Consider the following 23029-nt stretch of genomic DNA (forward strand, 5'->3'; position numbering starts at 1 on the left):
AACTGGCTACGAGGTGAATGGGCATTCTACTCACTATGCAGGTTTGCATAAATCGACTCTGCTAGCTTTTTGCTGATCCCCGGTGCTTTGGCGATCTCTTCGATGCTTGCACGAGACAGCTCCTGCAATCCACCAAAATGTTTCAACAAGTCCCGCCGCCGGGTCGGCCCTACGCCAGCAACGCCTTCCAGCGTTGACGTGCGGCGGGTCTTGCCGCGCCGTGCACGGTGGCCGGTGATCGCAAAGCGGTGGGCCTCGTCACGGATTTGCTGAATCAGGTGCAGTGCTGGCGAATCACCCCGCAAGGTGAACTCATGCGCCGCATCATTCAGATACAAAGTCTCGAAGCCCGCCTTGCGCGTGGCACCCTTCGCGACCCCCAGCAAAATCAGATCGGGGACAGCCAGCTCGTTGAGCACATCACGTGCCATCGACAGCTGCCCCTTGCCACCGTCCACCAACAGGATGTCCGGTAACTTGCCCTCGCCTTCCTTAAGTTTGCTGAAGCGTCGGGTCAGGGCCTGATGCATGGCGGCGTAATCGTCGCCAGCGGTCACACCTTCGATGTTGTAGCGGCGATAATCCGACTTGATCGCTCCTTCCGGCCCGAACACCACGCAGGAAGCAACCGTGGCTTCACCGCTGGAGTGGCTGATGTCATAGCACTCCAGCCGTTGTGGCGGCTCATCGAGGTTCAGCACTTCAGCCAATGCTTCGAAGCGTGCGGCAACGTGTTGACGGTTGGCCAACCTTGCGCCAAGCGCCTGCTCGGCATTGGTCACGGCCAACTGCTGCCAGCGAGCCCGTGTTCCCCGCACCCGATGACTGATGGTCAACTCACGTCCGCGTAGCGTGTGAATAGCCTCGATCAACGCAGGAAAGTCTTCGTGAACGACATTGACGATCAACTCGCTCGGCAAGTCGCGCTCCGGGCTGCTGATGAAGTATTGCCCCAGAAACGCAGCCATGACTTCGGCTACGTCCTCTTCGATCCCGACCTGGGGGAAGAAATTCTTGCTGCCAAGCACTCGCCCTCCCCGCACGCTGATCAGGTGGACACAAGCACCGCCCGGATTGACGAACGCGGCGATCACATCGATATCACCCGTTCCGCCTTCCATGCTCTGCTGATCCTGTACCCGACGCAGCAAGGCAATCTGGTCACGCAGTTCGGCGGCGCGTTCGAACTCGAGGTTGATTGCAGCCTCTTCCATCGCCGTAGACAGTTCATTGGTCAACGCATGGCTGCGTCCTTCGAGGAACATCACCGAGTGACGCACATCCTCGGCGTAAACCTCAGGCTCGACCAGCCCGACACAAGGCGCCTTGCAACGCTTGATCTGATATTGCAGGCACGGCCGGGTCCGGTTCTTGTAATAGCTGTCCTCGCACTGACGCACGAAGAACGTCTTCTGCAGAAGGCTGAGGCTTTCGCGAATCGCGCCGGCGCTCGGGTAGGGACCAAAATATTTACCCTTCGCCTTTTTCGCCCCGCGATGAATACTCAGGCGTGGGAATTGTCCGTCAGACAAAAAGACATAGGGATAAGATTTGTCATCGCGCAACAGAATGTTGTACGGCGGCCTCCACTCCTTGATCAGAGTCTGCTCAAGCAGCAACGCCTCTGTCTCGTTGGACGTGATGGTGGTTTCGACCTGGGCGATACGCCCGACCAGTGCCGCCGTTTTCGGCGCCAGCCCCGTCTTGCGAAAGTAACTCGCCAGGCGTTTCTTCAGGTTCTTGGCTTTGCCTACGTACAACAGACGCGCGTCGCTGTCGAACATGCGATAAACGCCGGGGCGCCCGCTGACGGTCGATAAAAAAGCGCCCGAATCGAATGTTTCAGTCATGGTCAGAGGCTGGCATCAACCATGCCGTGACGAACCGCCAACAGCGTCAGTTCGACATCGCTGCTGATCGAGAGCTTTTCGAAAATGCGGTAGCGATAGGTATTCACGGTTTTCGGCGACAAACACAGTTTGTCGGAAATGATCTGAACCTTCTGGCAGCCGACAATCATCAGCGCAATCTGGATTTCCCGTTCCGACAACGCATCGAACGGTGAATCATTGGTCGGCTGAAAGGATTTGATTGCCAGTTGCTGGGCAATCTGCGGGCTGATATAGCGCTGGCCGGCGAACACCAGGCGAATGGCCTGAACCATTTCCGGCAACCCGGCGCCCTTGGTCAGATACCCCGCCGCACCGGCCTGCAACAAACGTGTAGGAAACGGATCTTCCTCACACACGGTGACTGCAACCACTTTGATGTCGGGATGACTTCGCAACAGTTTGCGCGTAGCTTCGAGGCCGCCGATGCCCGGCATCTTGACGTCCATCAGCACCACGTCGGGCTTCAACTCACGAGCCTTGATGAGGGATTCTTCCCCGGACTCGGCCTGGCCCACCACCTGCAGGCCATCGATGTCGGCCAGCATACGTGTAATGCCTGTACGAACGAGATCATGGTCATCGACCACTAGCACCCTAATCAAGCAGACACCTCGCGATATGGTCTTATTGGGATGCCGGACACCTTAGCAAAAAGTGCGGGGCAGACCTAGCGGCAAGCGACATATTAAAAGTTTCAATTCTTCATCGGGGGCTTGCCGGCTGTGGGTTTCAGAGCACAGGTGTACTGAAATCGAGCTGCATTCGCAGGAAACACTCATCCTCACCCTGCACCAACATTCCTTTTTTTCGATACAGGTTTTGCGCCGGATTGTTTTTGAACACCGTCAGGCGCAACGCCGGGCGACGCTCCAGCCGCGCCATCGCAACAACCTGATCGATCGCCCAGGATCCCGCGCCCTGGCCTTGAGCGCTTTCGACGATCTGCAATTCGCGGATGTACACGGCCCGAGCATCACGACTCAGACTGAAATAACCCGCCAATTCGCCTTCCTGAAGGATCAACCAGTTGTCGCGCCCGGCCCAGGCGACATCGAACGCCTCGTCCTGCCACAGCAAGTCATAGTGAATGTAGTAGCGGAGCATGTTTCGGCAAGTCAGCTCTCGCACAAACGACAGGTCGGCGGCCGTTGCCTGGCGCAATTCAAAACTCATTCCCGCCTCGATACGCGTCAAAAGCAGAGTGTGGCACACCCAGGCGAGCGCTCAACCCATAAAGTCCTTCTTGCTACTCCGATAGCATTTTCTGATTGCTGATGCGCAGCAGCCTCTAGTAAGCTCGGCGCATTCATCGGAGACAGCTCATGTTCAGCGCCCTTTCACAGCTCCATACCAGCAGCGCCTCGCGCTCGGTTGCGGCTGCCCGGGTGAACGGTGCCTCGGCTCCAGCAAGCTTTTATTTTGGGTATTGGTTTAGCCACTGGCGCGCCTGATACCCAACCGGCGCCCATTTGAACGGGTCGCCTACCAGAGATTTCTCAACCCCCGGTCGGCCTCCCGACCGGGGGTTTTGTTTTTCAGGCCCGAACTTTTTTCAGCAACACACCAGACACTTTGAGGATTCAACCAATGAACTACGCCACTTATTACCGTTACGACAGTTTTACCGCCTGGCGATTTACCAGCCTCCGCTCGGGACAGCCTGCCGCCTCCGATCGGTCACCCACAGGTGGCAAGCCAACACACGTAGCCAATCCGGCCAATTGTCGAACACCCCAGTAGGGCCGATTGAGCGGGAAGACCCCGCCGTCCGCCCAGGAATACCGAATATGAACTCGTCCGTTTCTGCTCTGCCACTGTCCACGTTGAACTCTGCCAACGAAGCGCTGACCCTGCGTCTGCCAAGTTCGCTGCAACTCAAGCAGCAATTGCCGCTCAGCAATGCCCTGAACAATCAAGTCGTTGCCCACCGCCAGGCGGTCCGAGCGATTCTCAATGGTGAAGACCAACGCCTTTTGGTGATCGTTGGCCCTTGCTCGATACACGACCCCGAATCCGCACTTGAATACGCCGAAAAGCTCGCACAACTGGCCAGCGAAGTCCGTCAGGACATGCAGCTTGTCATGCGCGCCTACGTTGAAAAGCCTCGCACAACCGTCGGCTGGAAAGGTCTGGCATACGATCCTCATCTCGACGGCAGCGACGACATGGCTGCGGGCCTGACGCTATCGCGCGAACTGATGCTGGAAATGATCCGCCTCGGACTGCCGGTCGCCACTGAACTGCTGCAACCCATGGCCGCCGGATACTTCGACGACTTGCTGAGCTGGGTCGCCATCGGCGCCCGCACCACTGAATCTCAGATCCATCGTGAAATGGCCAGCGGGCTTGGCATGCCGGTCGGCTTCAAGAATGGAACCGATGGTGGTGTCGCCATTGCCGTCGATGCAATGCGTTCGGCAGCTCATCCCCACCGCCATTTCGGCGTGGACAGCCAGGGCCATCCGGCAATCATCCCGACTTTGGGCAACCCGGATACGCATCTGGTGTTGCGGGGTGGACATCAGGGGCCGAACTACGACCGTGAAAGCGTTTCCAGGATCAACAGCGAATTGAGCCGACTGAAAATCCCGAGCCGGATAATGGTCGACTGTAGCCACGCGAACAGCGGCAAGGACCCGCTTCGTCAGCCTGAAGTGTTCAATCATGTACTGGAGCAGCGTTTGCAGGGCGACCGCTCGCTGATCGGCATGATGCTTGAATCGCACCTGTTCGAAGGATGCCAGCCCTTGAGCGAGTCGCTTCGCTACGGGGTTTCGGTAACCGATGGCTGCCTCGGGTTCGATGCCACGAGACAATTGCTGCTGGATGCCGCCCACCGTATGCGCAAACAGACTTCGGTCTGATGATGAGCACCGCCCTCCGCCGAATTTCAAGCGGAGGGCGGGCTACGTTCGCAACGCTGGATCAAGCCTGTACGCGGACCAGAGTCACCGCAGACTCCTGACTCACATCATCCAGCCGTTCGACCGAGTAGGACAGTCGCACAACAGTGTTCACATGCTCTCGCCAGAACCGGTAAGGCACGATGAAAACCAACGGCTGCATGGCCATCCCCCCGATGTTTTCCCGGTCGTCCCGATGGAAGAACGACTCTCCGTCACACTTGAGATAAACCAGCTCACCCTCCTCCACCTGCGCATCACTTACCATCACGCTGATGCCATCGATGGCGTCATGCATATCAAGCACGCCGTCTTCCGCTTCAAGCACTCGGGGTGCCGGTAGCTCATCTCGTGCCAATGGGCCAATGCTGATCCGCGTAGCGCCTGACTCGCGAATGGCTCCGCTTTTCTGCTCTACACGGTAGTGAACCAACACCTCGCCCCCCATATGCGGAGCGATGAATTCGGGCGCGACTCCGAACACCAAGGGCTGACCGACAGCAAAGAACTCAACGATAAGAATGTCTCGAAATGATGCCTGCGGCGAAGGCCCCTGCCAGATCAACTCTACCCGGTCGCCTGCACTCATTCCGGCATAGGGTTGAAGGATGGCAGTCGTTCCGTCGGGTACGCGAGCCGGATCGAGACTGCCCCCGACGGCATCCTCCACGAGGACCGGTAACAGACTGTAGCGGACGTCTCCGACGTCCAGCAGCGTACGCGCTGAAGAACCAGGCGCCGATCTCGTGACGCTGTTCAATGTCCAGAACACCTCCAGCGTGCCCCCGTCCAATGCTGCGATGTGAACGTCCCGCACGATCAGAACGACATCCTTGCCCAACTGACTTTCACTGACGGATCTCGCAATGTCGTGTCGATACGGCAGGCCTTCTGTATCGAAACCATGCCAGCTCAACACGACCCTGTCACCGCATGCCATTCCAGGCCAGGGCGCAATCCGCACGACAACCTTGCTCAATGACGGATCAACGACAGCGCCGACAATCGAATCCAGTGTGGGCGCCGGCAACGGCAAAGCCCCTGCGCCCTCCCGACAGGGTCCGAACGACTGAACGCTGCCACCCTCCATCCCTGTCTCCTTTTCTTGCAAGACCGCTGCTTGTAAATCATTCATCAGTTGTCTCTCCATTCCCTGGAAATGACACATTGCCTGAGCTCTGCGTCGAAGAGCCTCCATTTAAACCGCTTCACCACCGATCGGATGTCAGCTCCTTACTGTTCGAGCCATGGCCAAACGCACTAAAGGAAGTAGGCAAAAAAGGGAAAAGTACTTTCGATGAGGCGGGAGCTGTCTGAATGTTCCGAAGCGGAGTTCATGCAGCAGTGAAAATTCATACACGCATTGATCCAGTTTCCAACGCATGACGGCGATTCTTCAGGCATCCCCAGCCTCACGACTGTTTTAGAGTGGCAAGCAGAAAACATCGACGATCATCTGCGATCAAGGACGAAAAATGCTACTAAATGCGACAACCAATCATCCCATTCTTTTGGTGCATGGCCTGTTCGGATTCGAGCGCATTGGCCCGTTCGAACTGTTCCACGACGTAAAACAGGCGCTAAAGGCTGCCGGCGCGCAGGTGTTTGTGCCCCATCTGTCGGTCATCCATGACAATGAAATACGCGGGGAGCAACTGCTCTCGCAAATCAACGCCGTGTTAAGGGGCACAGGCGCGGCCAAAGTCAACCTGATCGGCCACAGTCAAGGCGCACTCACGGCACGCTATGCTGCAGCGCTAGCCCCACACAACGTTGCGTCTGTTACGTCAGTCAGCGGGCCAAACCATGGCTCGGAACTGGCGGACTTCCTGCGCAAGGCGTTGATACCTGGAAGACTTCCGGAGGTCGTGGCACAGAATGTAGCGACCCGGTTTGCCGATTTTCTGTCACTGCTCAGCGGGCAAAAGGCATTGCCGCACAGCGCACTGGCTGCGCTGGGTGCCTTGACGACCGAGGGGGTCGGCAACTTCAACGACAAATACCCGCAGGGTCTGCCCGAGGTCTGGGGCGGTCACGGTGCAGAATGGGTGAATGGCGTTCGCTATTTTTCATGGAGCGGCGTCGTACCCGAACCCGAAGAGCCGTCGCTCGACCCTGTCCAGGACATCTGCTGCGCCCTCTCGGAATACTTCATTACAGAACTCGCCCAGAACGACGGACTTGTCGGTCGCTTCAGCTCTCACCTGGGCACCGTGATCCGCTCCGACTACTCCCTCGATCACCTGCATACTCTGCGGCGGGCAAGCGGGCAACACGCCATGGCTAACGACTCGATACGTCTCTATGTCGAGCACGCCTTGCGCCTTCAAGCCGCTGATCTATAGATGTCTCATCAGACCAGCGAACGGAACTTTGCCGAGAAATCGACCACTGAATCCGGTAGGCTCCACCCTTTATCGATTTGATTGGAGAAATTCCCCATGGCTAAAGCCACTGCCCGCCACATCCTGGTTTCCAGCGAAGCCAAGTGCAACGAACTCAAGGCCCAGATCGAAGGTGGCGCTGATTTCGCCGAAGTGGCCAAGGCCAACTCCACCTGCCCGTCCAGCCGTCAGGGCGGCGACCTGGGTTCGTTCGGTCCTGGCCAGATGGTCAAGGAATTCGACACCGTGGTATTCAGCGCACCGATCAACGTCGTGCAAGGCCCGGTGAAGACCCAGTTTGGCTATCACCTGCTGGAAGTCACCAGCCGTCAGGACTGATTTCAGCCCGACCTGCTGTGCAACGGCCCGCCTGATGGCGGGCCGTTTTGTTTTGGTTACACCGCACCGCTGGCGAACGGCGCGCCGCTCGCGTACAAATTGCGCTTATCGATTACCCGGCTTTAAGGCTGACAATGCGACTGGCTTTCCCGACATTGATGTTCACTGCCCTGATCCTGCTGCTTGGGATCACTGGTGTGGACGCCGCACCGCAGCATGCGATGACCGTCTATGGCGAACCGGCAAAGTACCCGCCCGGTTTCAGTCACTTCGATTACACCAACGCCCAGGCGCCCAAAGGCGGGACGATGCGCCGCTCGGCCATCGAGATAGGCCACTTCGATCATGTCCTGCCGTATATCGATAAAGGCATCGGCGTCAGCCAGATCGACGGCCTGCTGTATTCCCCGTTGGCCCAGCGCTCGCTCGACGAGCCCTACACCGTATACGGCCTCGTGGCGCAGAAAATGGAACGCTCGGATGACGGCCTGTCCCTGCGCTTCTTTATCAATCCAAAAGCCCGCTTCGCCGATGGCAAGCCGATCACCGCCGAAGACGTGCGCTACACCTATGATTTGCTGATGACCCAGGGCAGCCTGCGTTATCGCACCCAGTTCGCCGACGTCAAAGGCGTCGAAGTCGAAGCGCCGCTGACCGTGCGCTTCGATTTCAAGAGCAATGAAAACCGCACCCTGCCGCTGGACATCGCGACCCTGCCGGTATTTCCCGAACATTGGTGGAAGACCCGTGATTTCGCAGGCGGTGGCGGCTATGAAGCGCCGCTGGGCAGCGGCCCGTATCGAGTCGGCAAAGTCGACTCCGGGCGCAGCATCACCTTTGAACGCAATCCCGACTGGTGGGGCAAGGACCTGCCGGTCAGCCGTGGCCTGTACAACTTCGATCACTTCAGCATCGAGTATTTCGGCGACACCGACGTCGCCCGTCAGGTCCTGCGCGGCGGCGCCTATGACTACAACCGTGAATTCTCCGCCACCGGCTACTCCATTGGTTACGACAGTCCGGCCCTGAGCGACGGTCGCCTGCAAAAGGCTCATCTGGCCACCGAGGCACCGCAGTCGGCCCAGGGTTTCGTGTTCAACCTGCAAAAGCCGATGTTCCAGGATCGCCGCGTTCGACAGGCCTTGGCCATGCTCTGGGATTTCGAATGGAGCAACCGGCAGATGATGCGCAACATGTACATTCGCCAGCAGAGTTACTTCTCCAACACCGACCTGGCCGCGCGCCAGCTGCCGGATGCCGCAGAGCTGAAGATTCTGGAACCCTTGCGCGGACAGATTCCCGACGAAGTGTTTACCCAGGTTTTCGAAGCGCCGAAAACCGATGGCAGCGGCATTATCCGCGACAAACAACTGCAAGCACTGGAGCTACTGGAACAGGCCGGCTGGAAACCCGATGGCGACCAGTTGGTCAACGACCGGGGCGAGCCGTTGAGTTTTACGTTCCTGGTCAGCCAGAACGGCATGGACCGTCTGCTGCTGCCCTACAAGCGCACACTTAAACAGATCGGCATCAACCTCGACATCCGTCGCATCGACTCCTCGCAATACGTCAACCGTCTGATGAGCCGCGACTACGACATGATCGTGACCGGTTACCCGGTCACCACTTCCCCCGGCGGAGAACTGTTGAACTACTTCGGTTCGGCGTCGGCCAACGACCCCGGTGCCAACAATTACATGGTGCTGAAGAACCCGGCGGTCGACACCTTGATCAACGGCCTGATCCGCGCCTCGACCCAGGCCGACATGCTGCGTTACGCCCATGCACTGGATCGGGTGCTGCAATGGAACTACTACTGGATTCCCAACTACTACCCGCCGGGCACATCGACTGTGTGGTGGAACCGTTTCGGCATTCCCACCGTGCAGGCGAGCAATGACGAAGCGATCGAGAGCTGGTGGGAAATCAGCAGCACGCCGCTGACCAACCAGCAGATGACGGCCGAGAAAATCAGCCGTGGCAGACCCGGAGGGCCGCACTGATGTGGGCTTACATACTGCGGCGCCTGCTGCTGATCATTCCGACGTTGGTGATCATTCTGCTGGTCAACTTCGTGATCATCCAGGCCGCGCCAGGTGGTCCGGTTGAACAAGCCATCGCCCACTTGCAAGGCATTGGCGGCGCCAGCGTCGGCGGCGGGGCGAGCGAGACCATGAATGGCACGTCCCGCGCCAGCCGCGGCCTCGATCCGCAGTTGATCAAGGACATCGAAAAACAGTACGGCTTCGACAAACCGGCCCATGAACGCCTGTGGCTGATGCTCAAGAATTACGCGCAGCTGGATTTCGGCAAGAGCTTCTTCCGTGGCGCCACGGTCACCGACCTGATCCTGCAGAAAATGCCGGTGACCATTTCCCTCGGCCTGTGGGCGACGCTGATCACTTATTTGGTGTCGATCCCTCTGGGCATCCGCAAAGCCGTGCACCACGGCAGCCATTTCGATATCTGGAGCAGCACGGCGATCATCATCGGCTACGCCATGCCGGCATTCCTGTTCGCGATGTTCCTGATCGTGGTGTTCGCCGGCGGCACGTCGCTGAACTGGTTTCCGGTGCGCGGGCTGGTGTCCGACAACTTCGAATCTCTGTCGACGCTGGGCAAGATCACCGACTACTTCTGGCACCTGGTGTTGCCGGTCACGGCGCTGGTGATCGGCGGTTTCGCCACCCTGACCATCCTCACCAAAAACTCGTTCCTCAATGAAATCACCCGCCAATACGTGGTCACCGCACGCGCCAAAGGCCTGAGCGAAAACCGGGTGCTGTACGGGCACGTGTTCCGCAACGCGATGCTGCTGGTGGTGTCGGGCATTCCCCAGGCGTTCATCAGCGTGTTCTTTGCCGGTTCGTTGCTGATCGAAGTGATCTTCTCCCTCGACGGCCTGGGGCGCATGAGTTACGAAGCGGCCGTTTCCCGTGACTATCCGGTGGTGTTCGGCTCGCTGTTCATCTTCACCCTGTTCGGCCTCCTGATAAAACTGATCGGCGACCTGTGCTACACGCTGGTCGACCCGCGCATCGACTTCGCCGCGAGGAACGCCTGATGTTCAAGCTCTCGCCGCTGGGCCGTCGCCGCTTCGAACGTTTCAAGAAAAACCGCCGGGGCTGGTGGTCGCTGTGGCTGTTTATCGGCCTGTTCCTGCTTAGCCTCGGCGGCGAACTGATCGCCAACGACAAGCCATTGGTCGTCAGTTATCAGGGCCAGTGGTACTTCCCGGTGTTTAAACGCCACACCGAGCAGGAGTTCGGCGGACAACTGCCGTTCCAGGCCGATTACCGCAGCGATTACGTGCAGAAGCTGATCCGCAAGGACGGTGGCTGGCTGCTGTTTCCGCCGATTCCGTTCAGTGACGACACCCCGAACTACGACCTCAACAAACCGGCACCGAGCCCGCCGACTTCGGTCAACTGGCTGGGCACCGACGATCAGGCGCGCGACGTACTGGCTCGGGTAATCTTCGGCGCCCGGGTGTCGATCCTGTTCGCCCTGATGCTGACGTTTGTCAGCGCCCTGATCGGCATCGCGGCCGGCGCCCTGCAGGGCTATTACGGGGGCTGGGTCGATCTGCTCGGCCAGCGTTTGCTGGAGGTCTGGTCGGGCTTGCCGGTGCTTTACCTGCTGATCATCCTTTCGGGATTCGTCGAGCCGAACTTCTGGTGGCTGCTGGGGATCATGGCGCTGTTTTCCTGGCTGGCGCTGGTGGACGTGGTCCGCGCCGAGTTTCTGCGCGGGCGCAACCTGGAGTACGTCAAGGCTGCCCGAGCTTTGGGCTTGAGCGATCGCAAGGTGATTGTCCGGCACATCCTGCCCAACGCGATGAACGCAACCCTGAGCTATCTGCCCTTCATTCTGACCGGGGCGATTTCGACCCTGACTGCGCTGGATTTCCTCGGCTTCGGCATGCCCGCCGGCAGCGCATCGCTGGGCGAGTTGATCGGTCAGGGCAAACAGAACCTGCAAGCGCCGTGGCTCGGGTTGACCGCGTTTTTCACCCTGGCGCTGATTCTTTCCCTGTTGGTATTCATCGGCGAAGCGCTGCGCGATGCCTTTGACCCGCGCTCATGAACGGAACCTTGATATGACTGACAATCTGATCGAAATCCGTGATCTCAGCGTCGCCTTCCATGGCCAGACCGTGGTGCGCAACCTGTGCCTGGACATCCGCCCCGGCGAGTGCCTGGCACTGGTCGGTGAGTCGGGCTCGGGCAAGTCGGTGACGGCCCACTCGATCCTGCAACTGCTCCCCGAATGCGATGCCCGGACCACCGGCAGCATCCGCTATCGTGGGCAGGAACTGGTCGGCGCCGATCCCAAGACCCTGCGCGACCTGCGGGGCAACCGCATCGCCATGATCTTCCAGGAGCCGATGACTTCGCTCAATCCGCTGCACACGATTGAAAAGCAGATCGGCGAAACCTTGTTGCTGCACCGTGGCCTCGGCGGCAAGGAGGCTCAGGCGCGGATCCTCGAACTGCTCGAACTGGTGGGCATTCAGAAACCGAAAGATCGGCTGAAGGCTTATCCGCATCAGCTGTCCGGTGGTCAACGCCAGCGGGTGATGATCGCGATGGCCCTGGCCTGCGAGCCCGAACTGCTGATCGCCGACGAGCCAACCACAGCCCTCGATGTGACCGTGCAGCGCAAGATCCTGTTGCTGCTCAAGTCCCTGCAACGGCGCCTTGGCATGTCGCTGCTGCTGATCAGCCACGACCTCAATCTGGTGCGCAGCATCGCCCAACGGGTGTGCGTGATGAAGGCCGGTGAGATCGTCGAGCAGGCGCCGTGCGAAACGCTGTTCACCGAACCGAAACACCCTTACAGCTGCGTGTTGCTCAACGCCGAACCGGAAGGTGAAGCGCTGCCCCGGGACGAACGCGAGAACGTGCTGGAAGTTGATGATTTGCGAGTCGACTTTACGGTCGGCGGCGGGCTGTTCCAGCGCAAGCAATACCTGCGCGCAGTGGACGGTATCAGCCTGAACATCCAGCGTGGCAAGACGCTGGGCATCGTCGGCGAGTCCGGTTCGGGCAAGTCGACCCTCGGTCAGGCGATCCTGCGGCTGCTCGACTCCAAGGGCAGCATTCGCTTCCAGGGCACGGCACTCGACGGCCTCGACCAGAAACAGATGCGGCCGTGGCGCCGGCAGATGCAGGTGGTGTTTCAGGATCCGTTCGGCAGCCTCAGCCCGCGCATGTCGGTGGCGCAGATCATCAGCGAAGGGCTGGAGGTGCATTGCCAGTCCACTGCCGACGAGTGCGACGACCAGGTGATCCGCGTGCTCAAGGAAGTGGGGCTCGACCCTGAAAGCCGCCATCGCTATCCCCATGAGTTCTCCGGTGGCCAGCGTCAGCGCATTGCCATCGCCCGGGCGCTGGTGCTCAAACCGGCGCTGATCCTGCTCGACGAGCCGACTTCGGCGCTGGATCGCACCGTGCAGAAACAGGTGGTCGCCCTGCTCCGTCAGCTTCAGGAAAAACACGGACTGACGTATCTGTTCATCAGCCACGATCTGGCCGTGGTGCGGGCGCTGGCCCACGACATGATCGTGATCAAGGACGGCAAAGTGGTCGAAAGCGGCGCCAGCCATGATGTGTTCGATTCGCCGCAGCATCCCTATACCAAAGAGCTGTTGGCGGCGGCGCATCCTGGATAGGCATAATCGCGCCACCTGACTTCCGCCAATGGACGCCGCCATGAACACCACCGAAAGCCTCAAGGATTACCAACGGGTTCGCACGCTGGCGATCCGTTCGTTGTTCGAGATCATCGAGCAATCCAGTGAAGGCACGGTGATTGTCGATCGCGATGCGAACATCGTCTGGATGAACGAGCGCTACGCCCGGCGCTTCGGGCTCGACTCCGCCGCCGGCGCCATCGGCAAGCCTTGCGAAAGCGTGATCCCCGGCAGCCTGCTGCGCGAAGTGGTACGCACCGGGCGGCCGATTCTGCTGGACATGCAGGACACCCCGAAAGAACCGCTGGTGGTCATGCGCCTGCCGATCCATGACGACGCCGGCGCGGTGATCGGCGCCATCGGTTTTGCCCTGTTCGACGAACTGCGCACGCTGTCGCCGATGCTCAAGCGCTACCTGAGCATGCAGGAAGAACTGGCCTCCACCCGTTCGCTGCTGCGCGCCCGGCAGACCAAATACAACTTCGCCCACTTTATCGGCACCAGCGCTGCCAGTCTGGAAGTCAAACGCCGTGCCCGTCGCAGCGCCAGTGCCGAGTCACCGGTTCTGTTACTGGGCGAGACTGGCAGCGGCAAGGAGTTGCTGGCACAGGCCATCCACGGTGCTTCGCCACGGGCGCACAAGGCCTTCGTCAGCATCAACAGCGCGGCAATTCCCGAAGCGCTGCTCGAAGCCGAGTTCTTCGGCACTGCGCCGGGTGCTTTCACCGGAGCCGACCGCAAGGGCCGCACCGGCAAGCTGCAGATCGCTCAGGGCGGGACACTGTTTCTCGACGAAATCGGCGACATGCCGCTGCCCTTGCAAAGCAAATTGCTGCGGGTGTTACAGGAAAAGGAGTTCGAACCCGTCGGCTCCAACGAAGTGATCCAGAGCGATGTGCGGGTGATTGCCGCGACCTCGACGGATCTGGAAGCGGCAATCAAGCGCGGCGAGTTCCGCGCCGACTTGTATTACCGCCTCAACGTATTGCCGATTCAGGTACCGCCGCTGCGAGAACGGCTGGACGATCTACCGGCGCTCAGTGAGGCGATTCTTGAGGAGTTGCGCAGTCAGCACGAGTTGAACCGTGAAGCGCTGGAGCTGTTGGGTCAGCATGCCTGGCCGGGGAATATCCGCGAGCTGCGCAACGTGCTGGAGCGGGCGGCGCTGCTCAGTGATGACTTGATGCTGACGGCGGATGACATTCGGGCGGCGATTGGCACGTTTACTCCGGTTGAGCGAACGCTGACGCCTCTGTCAGAGCCGGCAACCAACGAGACTTTCAGTCAGGCCCGCGAGCGGTTTGACCGACAGTTGATTCAATCGACCCTCGCGCAATGCGGGGGCAAGGTGATTGAAGCGGCTGAGCGGCTGGGGCTTGGGCGGTCGACGCTTTACAAGAAAATGATTGCGCTGGGGATCGCAGAGTCTCACTAAGGAGACACAATTCTCCAAATCAAGACAACATCCAAAGCATCGCGGACAAGCCCGCTCCCACAGGGGAATGCGTTCAACTGTGGAAGCGGGCTTGCCCGCGAAAGCGTCCTCTCAGTCATAGAAGTCTCCAAACCGAGACAAAACCCCGAAGACCGCCGCCAAAAATCAAACTAACTCCTTTTATCTCAATAACTTAACCATCTGGCACAAATCTCGCTATAGCACTCCCCACACCCGTTCCACCCACAAAAATAACAATCGAAGGAGCACACCATGAGTGTGATCATCGCCTTGGCGGCCCTCGCGCTGCTGATGCTCGCGGCCTACCGTGGCTACAGCGTTATCCTTTTTGCCCCGATCGCCGCCCTCGGCGCCGTCCTGCTCACCGACCCGTCTGCCGTCGCCCCTGCTTTCACCGGGGTGTTCATGGAGAAGATGGTCGGTTTCATCAAACTCTACTTTCCCGTATTCCTGCTCGGCGCCGTGTTCGGCAAGCTGATCGAACTCTCGGGTTTCTCCCGCTCGATCGTCGCGGCAGCGATTCGTCTGCTCGGCACCCGCCAGGCCATGTTGGTGATCGTGCTGGTCTGCGCTCTGCTCACCTACGGCGGCGTTTCATTGTTCGTGGTGGTATTCGCGGTCTACCCGTTCGCAGCGGAAATGTTCCGTCAGAGCAACATCCCCAAGCGCCTGATCCCGGCAACCATCGCCCTCGGCGCGTTTTCGTTCACCATGGACGCCCTGCCCGGTACGCCGCAGATCCAGAACATCATTCCCAGCACCTTCTTCAACACCACCGCGTGGGCGGCGCCGTGGCTGGGTGTGATCGGCACGATTTTCGTGTTCTGCGCCGGCATGCTGTTCCTGCAGCGCCAACGCAACAAGGCGCAGCGTGCCGGTGAGGGCTACGGCACCGAACTGCGCAACGAACCGGAAACCGCCGAAGACCTGAAACTACCTAACCCGTGGATTGCCCTGTCGCCGCTGCTGGCGGTGGGGATCATGAACCTGCTGTTCACCCAATGGATTCCGCAGTGGTACGGCAAGACCCACAGCCTCGCGCTGCCTGGCATGACCGCGCCGGTCACCACCGAGATCGCCAAACTCACGGCGATCTGGGCGGTTCAGGCAGCCCTGTTGGTCGGCATCCTGATGGTGTTGGCTTTCGGCTTTCAGGCGATTCGCAGCAAACTCGCCGAAGGCAGCAAAAGTGCAGTCAGCGGTGCGTTGCTGGCGGCGATGAACACCGCGTCGGAATACGGTTTCGGTGCGGTCATCGCCTCGTTGCCGGGTTTCCTGGTGCTGGCCGACTGGCTCAAGAGCATCCCCAATCCGCTGGTCAACGAAGCGATCACTGTGACGCTGCTGGCCGGCATCACCGGTTCCGCCTCGGGCGGCATGAGCATCGCGCTGGCAGCGATGTCCGAACAATTCATCAGCGCCGCCCACGCCGCCAACATTCCACTGGAAGTGCTGCACCGGGTGGCCGCGATGGCCAGCGGCGGCATGGACACCCTGCCGCACAACGGCGCGGTGATCACCCTGCTCGCCGTCACCGGCCTGACTCACCGTGAGGCCTACAAGGACATTTTCTGTATTACGCTGATCAAGACCCTGGCGGTTTTCGTGGTGATCGGCACTTTCTACGCCACTGGCATTGTGTGAGGTATTGATGACGACTCTTTCTGGCAAGACCGCACTGGTTACCGGTTCCACCAGCGGCATCGGACTGGGCATCGCCCTGACGCTGGCCAAGGCTGGCGCCAACCTGATCCTCAACGGCTTTGGCGACGCGTCGAAGGTGATCGCCGAAGTCGAACAGTTCGGCGGCAAGGTCGGCCATCACCCGGCAGACGTCAGCGACCCTGCGCAGATCGCCGACATGATCGCCTACGCCGAGCGCGAGTTCGGCGGCGTGGACATTCTGGTCAATAACGCCGGTATCCAGCACGTCGCGGCGGTGGAAGAGTTTCCGGTGGAGCGCTGGGATTCGATCATCGCCATCAACCTGTCGTCGGTGTTTCACAGCACCCGCCTCAGTCTGCCGGGCATGCGCGCCAAGGGTTGGGGACGGATCGTCAACATCGCCTCGGTGCACGGTCTGGTCGGCTCCACCGGCAAGGCCGCGTATGTAGCGGCCAAGCATGGCGTGATCGGCCTGACCAAGGTGGTCGGTCTGGAAACCGCCGCCAGCAATGTCACCTGCAACGCCATCTGCCCTGGTTGGGTGCTGACGCCACTGGTGCAAAAGCAGATCGACGATCGCGCGGCCAAAGGTGTCGACCCGCAGCAGGCGCAGCACGATCTGCTGGCCGAGAAACAGCCGTCGCTGGAGTTCGTCACTCCGGCGCACTTGGGTGAGCTGGTGCTGTTTCTGTGCAGCGAGGCCGGCAGCCAGGTGCGTGGCGCGGCGTGGAATATCGATGGCGGATGGCTGGCGCAGTAAGCTTGCAACTGATCGCTCCCACATTGCAGTGGGAGCTTTCTGACCAACAATAAGAGGCAAACCATGTCCGACATTCTCTGGCAGCCCGATGCCAAACGCATTGCCCGATCCCGCATGGACGGCTTTCGGCGCTTCATCAATCAGCGCCACCACCTGAAGCTCGACGACTACCCGGCCCTGCATCAATGGTCGATCGACCAGCGCGAAGCGTTCTGGCAGGCGATCGTGGATTTCTTCGACATCAGTTTTCACACCCAGCCCGACGCTGTTCTGCGTGGAGGCATGAAAATGCCGGGGGCCGAATGGTTTCCCGGCGCCACGTTGAATTTCGCCGAACACCTGCTGAGCCGACGCGACGATGCCATCGCCGTGATCGCTATCGGGGAAAATGGCCAGCGAGAACTGCTGACCTGGGGCGAACTGGCCCAGCAAGTCGCCGGGTTCCAGGCCAGCCTGCAAGCCTCTGGCGTTGTCGTTGGCGACCGGGTTGCCGCGTGCATGCCCAACACCTGGCAAACCCTGGTGGCGATGCTCGCGACCACCAGTCTCGGGGCAATCTGGTCATGCTCGTCGCCGGATTTCGGCACCCACGGCGTAATCGACCGCTTTGGCCAGATCGAACCGAAAGTACTCATCACCTGCGCCGGTTACCGTTACGCCGGCAAAGAGATCGACCAGACCGTCAAGATCAACGAAATCCTCGAACAGCTGCCGTCCTTGCAACAACTGATCATCGTCCCTTACGCGCGCCCCCACGCCCATGCCACGGATTACCGGACGCCCGCCAACGTCACGCTGTGGGACGACTTCTATGAACCGGCCGATGAGCCGTACTTTGTCCCGGTGCCGTTCGATCATCCGCTGTACGTGCTGTATTCCAGCGGCACCACCGGCGTGCCGAAGTGCATCGTGCACAGCACCGGCGGCGTGCTGCTGCAACACGTCAAGGAGCACGGGCTGCATGTCGACCTGGGCCCCGGCGACCGGTTGTTCTACTACACCACCTGCGGCTGGATGATGTGGAACTGGCTGGTCTCGGCACTGGCGGTCGGCAGCGCGGTGGTGCTGTATGACGGTTCACCGTTTTATCCGGACAACGAGCGCTTGCTGGAGTTGCTGGACGACGAGCAGGTCAGCGTGTTCGGCACCAGCCCGAAATTCCTCGCGACTCTGGAAAGCAGCGGCATCAAGCCGCGCGAAAGCTACGACCTGAGCCACCTGAGAACCCTGCTTTGCACCGGCTCCGCGCTGTCGCCGCAGAGTTATGACTTCGTTTATCGCGACTTCAAACCGGACGTGTGCCTGTCATCGATGTCCGGCGGTACGGACATTGTGTCCTGCTTCGTCAACGGCAACCCGATGTCAGTGGTTCGCCGGGGCGAAATCATGGGCAAGAGCCTGGCGATGGCAGTGGAAGTGTGGAATGACGCGGGGCAACCGGTGATCGCCGAAAAAGGTGAGCTGGTGTGCACGCGACCATTCCCGGCGATGCCTATCGGACTCTGGAACGACCCCGACGGTGAAAAGCTGCGCAAATCCTATTTCAGTCAGTTCCCCGGCGTCTGGGCCCAAGGTGACTACGCCGAACAACTGCCTCACGGCGGGATGCTGATTCACGGCCGCTCCGACGCGGTGCTCAACCCCGGCGGCGTACGCATCGGCACGGCGGAAATCTACCGTCAGGTGGAAAAAGTCCCGGAGGTGCTGGACAGCGTCGCCATCGGTCAGCAGTGGCAGGATGATGTGCGCGTGGTGCTGTTCGTGCGCCTCAAGGAAGGCGTAGCGCTGGAGGAAGCGCTGCAACAGCAGATCCGCCAGGTGATCCGTGCCAACACCACACCACGCCATGTGCCGGCGAAGATCGTCGCGGTCACCGACATTCCGCGCACCATCAGCGGGAAAGTGGTTGAGCTGGCGGTTCGCAATGTCGTGCACGGTAAGCCCGTGAAAAACACCGATGCCCTGGCCAATCCCGAAGCGCTGGAGCAGTTTCGGGATCGGCCGGAGTTGACGACCTGACCGGGCGGCGGTTTTGAATCAACCGACAGCCAGCATGCTTACACTGGCTTGTTCAACGTGATGATCACCGGTTCGACAATTGGCTTGCCGCCACTGGTGTCGACCGCGCCGCCAATAATCGCCATATTGTCGTCAAACGTGATCTTGTTGGTGCAAACCTGACTCAGCAGCGACGTCGCCACAGCCAGAGAGTCGGCGTTTGCAAATGCCTTGGACGGAGGATGGCATTCCGTGCCTTCCTCCGATACAGGCAGACAACCCATGGCGATATTCAGCAACGGCGTTATATCGAGTCGCTGCCCCTCGTTACTTTCGAACTCTGCATCAGTGACATAGCCGACATCATCGGTTTGAGCACTTGCATGGAACAGTTCATGAATCAGGTCATCGGCCACCACATCATGGTTGAAGCCCAGACCTGTGAAGTGACTGTTGAGATTTTTGGTGTGGATTTCAACAAATGCAATATTTGATCCGCTACTGGACCCAGAACTTTTCCAGCGTTTGTAATTGTCCACGTCCAATGCGGCGAGCGTGGCGTCCTCCTTAAACCCATCGAGCACAATGTTACTCATCGAAAAACCGGCAAAGTCGAAGCGGATCAAGCGCAGATAGTTCACCAGGCGCTCGGTGGCTACCGCTGAGGTGTCACCAAATAATGTCTTCATCACCAGGCTGCAATCTTTTTTGAAGTCATGTTGCTGGATTACATTGATGGCGTTATCTATTTTCGCTCGAGCGCGCGGCAGACTCTGCTCGACGAACTTGCGCGTGTAGCTCTCTGGCAGGGTTTTAGGGGAATAAGGCAACTGCACAGGCGCTCGATACGAAAAACCGTCCAGCGGCTTGCCCCAAAGGTCGCCGCGACGATTCAAGGCATACCATTTGCCATCTCTGCGCGCAGCCAGTACCGAAACGCTGTCGCTCGCGACACCACATGGCCGCCAGCTGCCAACTCCCACTTGCGTACCGGCGCTTTCGATCAGATCAAAGGAATGTCGGCGACCGCTGATCGTGTGCAGCTGCCTGTTCGCTCTCGTGATAATCTCATGCGTATTTTTATTGAATCGCAGCAGGCCTTTATGAACGAGCTTCCCACCGCTCTGCAGGCCCGAAGGCACACCGTCGAACGGATTGAAAAGGGAAATCGCCGAGGTAAAGGCCAACCTGGTGAAACGCGCCGCTTTTGACGTGTTGGAAATGGCCTTGGCTGAAATGCTCACCACTTTCGAAGCGGCTCCCGCCACCGTTCCCACCAGGCCAATGCCATCCATCAAACAACCGTAGATCCCGTCTACTACCTTGTCATGTTCGCCGGATGCAATGTCCTCAATACATTTTTTGAACGGCACCACCAGGTCGATGAAATAAGTGAGCAGTCGCTCACCCTCCTGTCGGGAAAGCTCAAGTGGCGTCGGTATGCGCACCAACTCTCTGAGTTCATGGGCATGCAGGAACGGACGGTGATCGACGATGAACCTGGCAATGCGCGCAACGTTCGGATCGTTGAAGCGCTGGTATAAACCCTGCCTGGGATTTGCAGAGGTATGGGGCTTGGGCAACTTACCAAAGTTATCGAGGATTGCCTGGCTGGTAGTGGTCGCAGGGTCCGGTGCCGCCGCATGGGTATAGCATTTCAAATTGAGTGGCAGTTCTTGCGGGTCAGTCAGCGTCACTTGAGTAGTCAGATCTGCCGGCCAACTCATTCGCGAACGCTGTTCGAGTTTTCGCTCGCGAATGATCCAATTACCCAGCGCGTCGTTTTTGCGGAATTCTCCACGCGAGGTGAACAGCTCATAGCAAATGAAGGCGTTGTCGTGAGAAGCGAACATCACCAAGCCAAAACGTCCGGTCGCAGCGTCTCTGGTTTGCTGGGTTTCTCTATCTTGCTCTATCTCCAAAGGGCCAGGCCCACGACGTTTAACGGTATAGATCGCTGATCCGCGCACCGTCAGAAAGTTTATCTGTGCATTCATGAATACATTCAGATCCGGTTCGGGCATCTGCGCCAACGCCAGTTTCACGGTGGACAACATGGCGCTGTTGAGTTCCGTCCGATACACCGCTAACTGACGATCCATCTCCTCGTCACAGGAAGTGAGCTTCAATAATTGTGGGTAGCGCGTGTACAGGCTGATACCCGAGGGGTTGTAATTGATGGCCGGTTTGGGGATCCCGTTTGTGACCAGACGCACAGTGCGCCTGTCCCACTTGCCAGTGACCAGATCGCCCGATTGATGCAGGTCGACCATGGACATGACTTGCTGCCCTCCCAGCTCGGAGAGGGCATTTTCGTCCAGGGTGTCACAGCCCGGTGCCGCGACTTTCAATGCCGCGCGGGCAATGGCTGCTCTGGAGGGTAATGGGGTCGAGAATGCACGGGCTATCTGGGCGAGTTGCTCCGAGTATTGTTCGAACGCATCGATCGCACGTCGAGTGGTGGCTTCCTCAGCTTGTTCAAGTTCAGTGCCTGTCACTACCTGGTTAAGCAGTGCCCAATCGACGATGGGGTCGATCACAGCCAGATCCCGTAAATGTTTTTGTGCTGCGCTGACCGGTTCGAGATCGGCGTAAGCCATGATCTGCGAATAGCTCAATACTCGCGACGCACCCGTTTTCACCGCCTCCACCAGTGCAACGGCACGACTGAGGTTGAGCCACGCAATCGATCCCAGGGTGACAGAGGACGGTGTATCACTGACCAGAAACTCTGGAGCCGTGCGCGCCAGGAGCAAGTGCGCAGCCAGGGGAGCCACCTGTCGATCTACCCATCCCTTGGCCGAAAGAAAATCGGCGAGTAGCTCACGTATTACCGATGGATGACGATCCATATCGTCCGGTGAATACAGAACAAATCCGCCAATGTTCCTGCGCTGATGGCTGTGGCCTATCGAGGGATCCAGATCAAGCAATATGGCGGTAGTCAAGAACTGCCGGAGAACGGCATCGGAGACAGGCAGTTGTTCGTTCTCGCCCACCCAGCCAAGTTCTTGCAGATACTTCCTGGCAGCAATCTGGGAGACGGGATAACTGACGTACTCGACAATGCGCTGAGCAGCGTTTTCATGGGAGACCTTGGCGCGTCCGGTGACGTTATAAAAAGCGGTCAGTAACTTGCTTTTCGTCATGACTTTGGCTTTGGCCCGGCGAATGGCCGAAAACTGTTCATCTGACAACGTTACCAGTGTCTGGCCTTCAGTTTGAAAATGTTCCCAGTAGTCTGCGGGTTCGTCTACTTGAGGATCAAACTTGAACAACGCAATGAGGTTGCTGACCTGCGCCTTGTTTTTCGGCACGTCGATTTCATGAAACTCAAACCACTGGTCAAGCGTAATAGCGAGATCGGTCCATATATAACCGCCTGCCGCCCGAGCCACATCTGAAATCAGCTTTATTTCTGAACGTACTTCCTCAGTGAATTCAAAGTGCCCTGCTGCAACCAGATCCACCCAACCTCTTTTTCCGACGTAGACTTCCATCTTGCCGTCGGCCGTAACGCGTAACAGACCGTCATGATCGCGAGCGTCCTCCCGAATAAGTGCCCCAAATACCGCACCTAACTCCTCTAGCTTGTTAAGCATGAGCATGCCGGGATTGTAAATCTGGAACAGCGACGAACCATCCTGCAATTCAACTTCATGCGCAAACCAGTCGATGATTTGATCATCGGAATACTTGTCCAGCGCAATTTCCAACTGTTCCAGGACAACGCGACGTTCATCGGCATCAGCCTTGGATGTTTTGTTCCACGCGGCAAGCGTAACGGCCGATGGCCGGAAGAACTTGTTCTTTTTAACGGTATCCAATTTACAACCTCATCAAGTTAAGAGCTTATTCGCTCAGCCGGACGAAGTTGTACTTAAACGAAAAAACAACGTCTAGTTTAAAACCATTAAATTCCGTTACCAACCCCCTT

At 58.8% G+C, this 23029-nt stretch carries 16 protein-coding genes; 11 read left to right on the plus strand and 5 right to left on the minus strand.

Annotation, left to right across the window (positions count from 1 at the left end; all coding sequences use genetic code 11):
* Positions 1 to 26: 26 nt before the first annotated feature.
* From uvrC to ACM6JM_RS10600, 3 genes are all read right to left on the minus strand, one after another.
* Positions 27 to 1850: an excinuclease ABC subunit UvrC gene (gene uvrC, locus ACM6JM_RS10590; RefSeq protein ID WP_039768773.1), complete on the minus strand. Its 1824-nt coding sequence runs from the start codon at positions 1848 to 1850 to the stop codon at positions 27 to 29.
* A 2-nt stretch (positions 1851 to 1852) separates the two neighbouring features.
* Positions 1853 to 2494, minus strand: coding sequence for a UvrY/SirA/GacA family response regulator transcription factor (gene uvrY, locus ACM6JM_RS10595; RefSeq protein WP_032829778.1), 642 nt, complete (start codon positions 2492 to 2494; stop codon positions 1853 to 1855).
* Positions 2495 to 2621: 127 nt separating this feature from the next.
* Positions 2622 to 3065, minus strand: coding sequence for a GNAT family N-acetyltransferase (locus ACM6JM_RS10600; RefSeq protein WP_011334464.1), 444 nt, complete (start codon positions 3063 to 3065; stop codon positions 2622 to 2624).
* Positions 3066 to 3679: 614 nt separating this feature from the next.
* Between ACM6JM_RS10600 and ACM6JM_RS10605 the strand changes: the two genes are divergently transcribed.
* Positions 3680 to 4756 carry a 3-deoxy-7-phosphoheptulonate synthase gene (locus ACM6JM_RS10605; protein ID WP_414881822.1) on the plus strand — a complete coding sequence of 359 codons (1077 nt, stop codon included), beginning with the start codon at positions 3680 to 3682 and terminating at the stop codon, positions 4754 to 4756.
* Positions 4757 to 4817: 61 nt separating this feature from the next.
* Here the strand turns inward: ACM6JM_RS10605 and ACM6JM_RS10610 are convergent, their stop codons facing one another.
* Positions 4818 to 5930 (minus strand): hypothetical protein, encoded by a 1113-nt coding sequence (locus tag ACM6JM_RS10610; protein ID WP_414881823.1) that lies wholly within the window; start codon positions 5928 to 5930, stop codon positions 4818 to 4820.
* Between the two features lie 340 nt (positions 5931 to 6270).
* Here ACM6JM_RS10610 and ACM6JM_RS10615 point away from each other — a divergent pair, with 340 nt between their 5' ends.
* From ACM6JM_RS10615 to ACM6JM_RS10660, 10 genes are all read left to right on the plus strand, one after another.
* Entirely contained in the window at positions 6271 to 7140 is an 870-nt protein-coding gene (locus tag ACM6JM_RS10615) for an esterase/lipase family protein (protein ID WP_039768776.1), read from the plus strand.
* 96 nt (positions 7141 to 7236) lie between these two features.
* Complete coding sequence (locus ACM6JM_RS10620) at positions 7237 to 7518, plus strand: peptidylprolyl isomerase (protein ID WP_007952068.1); 282 nt, start codon at positions 7237 to 7239, stop codon at positions 7516 to 7518.
* Between the two features lie 134 nt (positions 7519 to 7652).
* On the plus strand, positions 7653 to 9521 hold the full coding sequence (locus tag ACM6JM_RS10625; RefSeq protein ID WP_103385168.1) for an extracellular solute-binding protein: 1869 nt from the start codon (positions 7653 to 7655) through the stop codon (positions 9519 to 9521).
* Entirely contained in the window at positions 9521 to 10582 is a 1062-nt protein-coding gene (locus tag ACM6JM_RS10630) for a microcin C ABC transporter permease YejB (RefSeq protein ID WP_074690379.1), read from the plus strand. Before ACM6JM_RS10625 ends, ACM6JM_RS10630 begins: the two co-directional genes overlap by 1 nt.
* Complete coding sequence (locus ACM6JM_RS10635) at positions 10582 to 11604, plus strand: ABC transporter permease (RefSeq protein ID WP_007952058.1); 1023 nt, start codon at positions 10582 to 10584, stop codon at positions 11602 to 11604. Before ACM6JM_RS10630 ends, ACM6JM_RS10635 begins: the two co-directional genes overlap by 1 nt.
* 13 nt (positions 11605 to 11617) lie before the next feature.
* Entirely contained in the window at positions 11618 to 13192 is a 1575-nt protein-coding gene (locus tag ACM6JM_RS10640; protein WP_414881824.1) for an ABC transporter ATP-binding protein, read from the plus strand.
* Positions 13193 to 13232: 40 nt separating this feature from the next.
* Positions 13233 to 14648 carry a sigma-54 interaction domain-containing protein gene (locus ACM6JM_RS10645; RefSeq protein WP_414881825.1) on the plus strand — a complete coding sequence of 472 codons (1416 nt, stop codon included), beginning with the start codon at positions 13233 to 13235 and terminating at the stop codon, positions 14646 to 14648.
* A gap of 273 nt (positions 14649 to 14921) precedes the next feature.
* On the plus strand, positions 14922 to 16313 hold the full coding sequence (locus ACM6JM_RS10650) for a GntP family permease (protein WP_064596987.1): 1392 nt from the start codon (positions 14922 to 14924) through the stop codon (positions 16311 to 16313).
* Between the two features lie 7 nt (positions 16314 to 16320).
* Positions 16321 to 17094 (plus strand): 3-hydroxybutyrate dehydrogenase, encoded by a 774-nt coding sequence (hbdH, locus tag ACM6JM_RS10655; RefSeq protein WP_007952053.1) that lies wholly within the window; start codon positions 16321 to 16323, stop codon positions 17092 to 17094.
* Positions 17095 to 17157: 63 nt separating this feature from the next.
* The gene (locus tag ACM6JM_RS10660) at positions 17158 to 19113 is read left to right on the plus strand and encodes an acetoacetate--CoA ligase (protein ID WP_414881826.1); all 1956 of its coding nucleotides are present in this window, start codon (positions 17158 to 17160) and stop codon (positions 19111 to 19113) included.
* Positions 19114 to 19151: 38 nt separating this feature from the next.
* Here ACM6JM_RS10660 and ACM6JM_RS10665 read toward each other — a convergent pair whose 3' ends face one another.
* Positions 19152 to 22919 (minus strand): hypothetical protein, encoded by a 3768-nt coding sequence (locus tag ACM6JM_RS10665; RefSeq protein ID WP_052266558.1) that lies wholly within the window; start codon positions 22917 to 22919, stop codon positions 19152 to 19154.
* Between the last annotated feature and the right edge of the window lie 110 nt (positions 22920 to 23029).

Source organism: Pseudomonas sp. IT-P2, from assembly GCF_949767575.1.
Taxonomy (GTDB): domain Bacteria; phylum Pseudomonadota; class Gammaproteobacteria; order Pseudomonadales; family Pseudomonadaceae; genus Aquipseudomonas; species Aquipseudomonas pharyngis.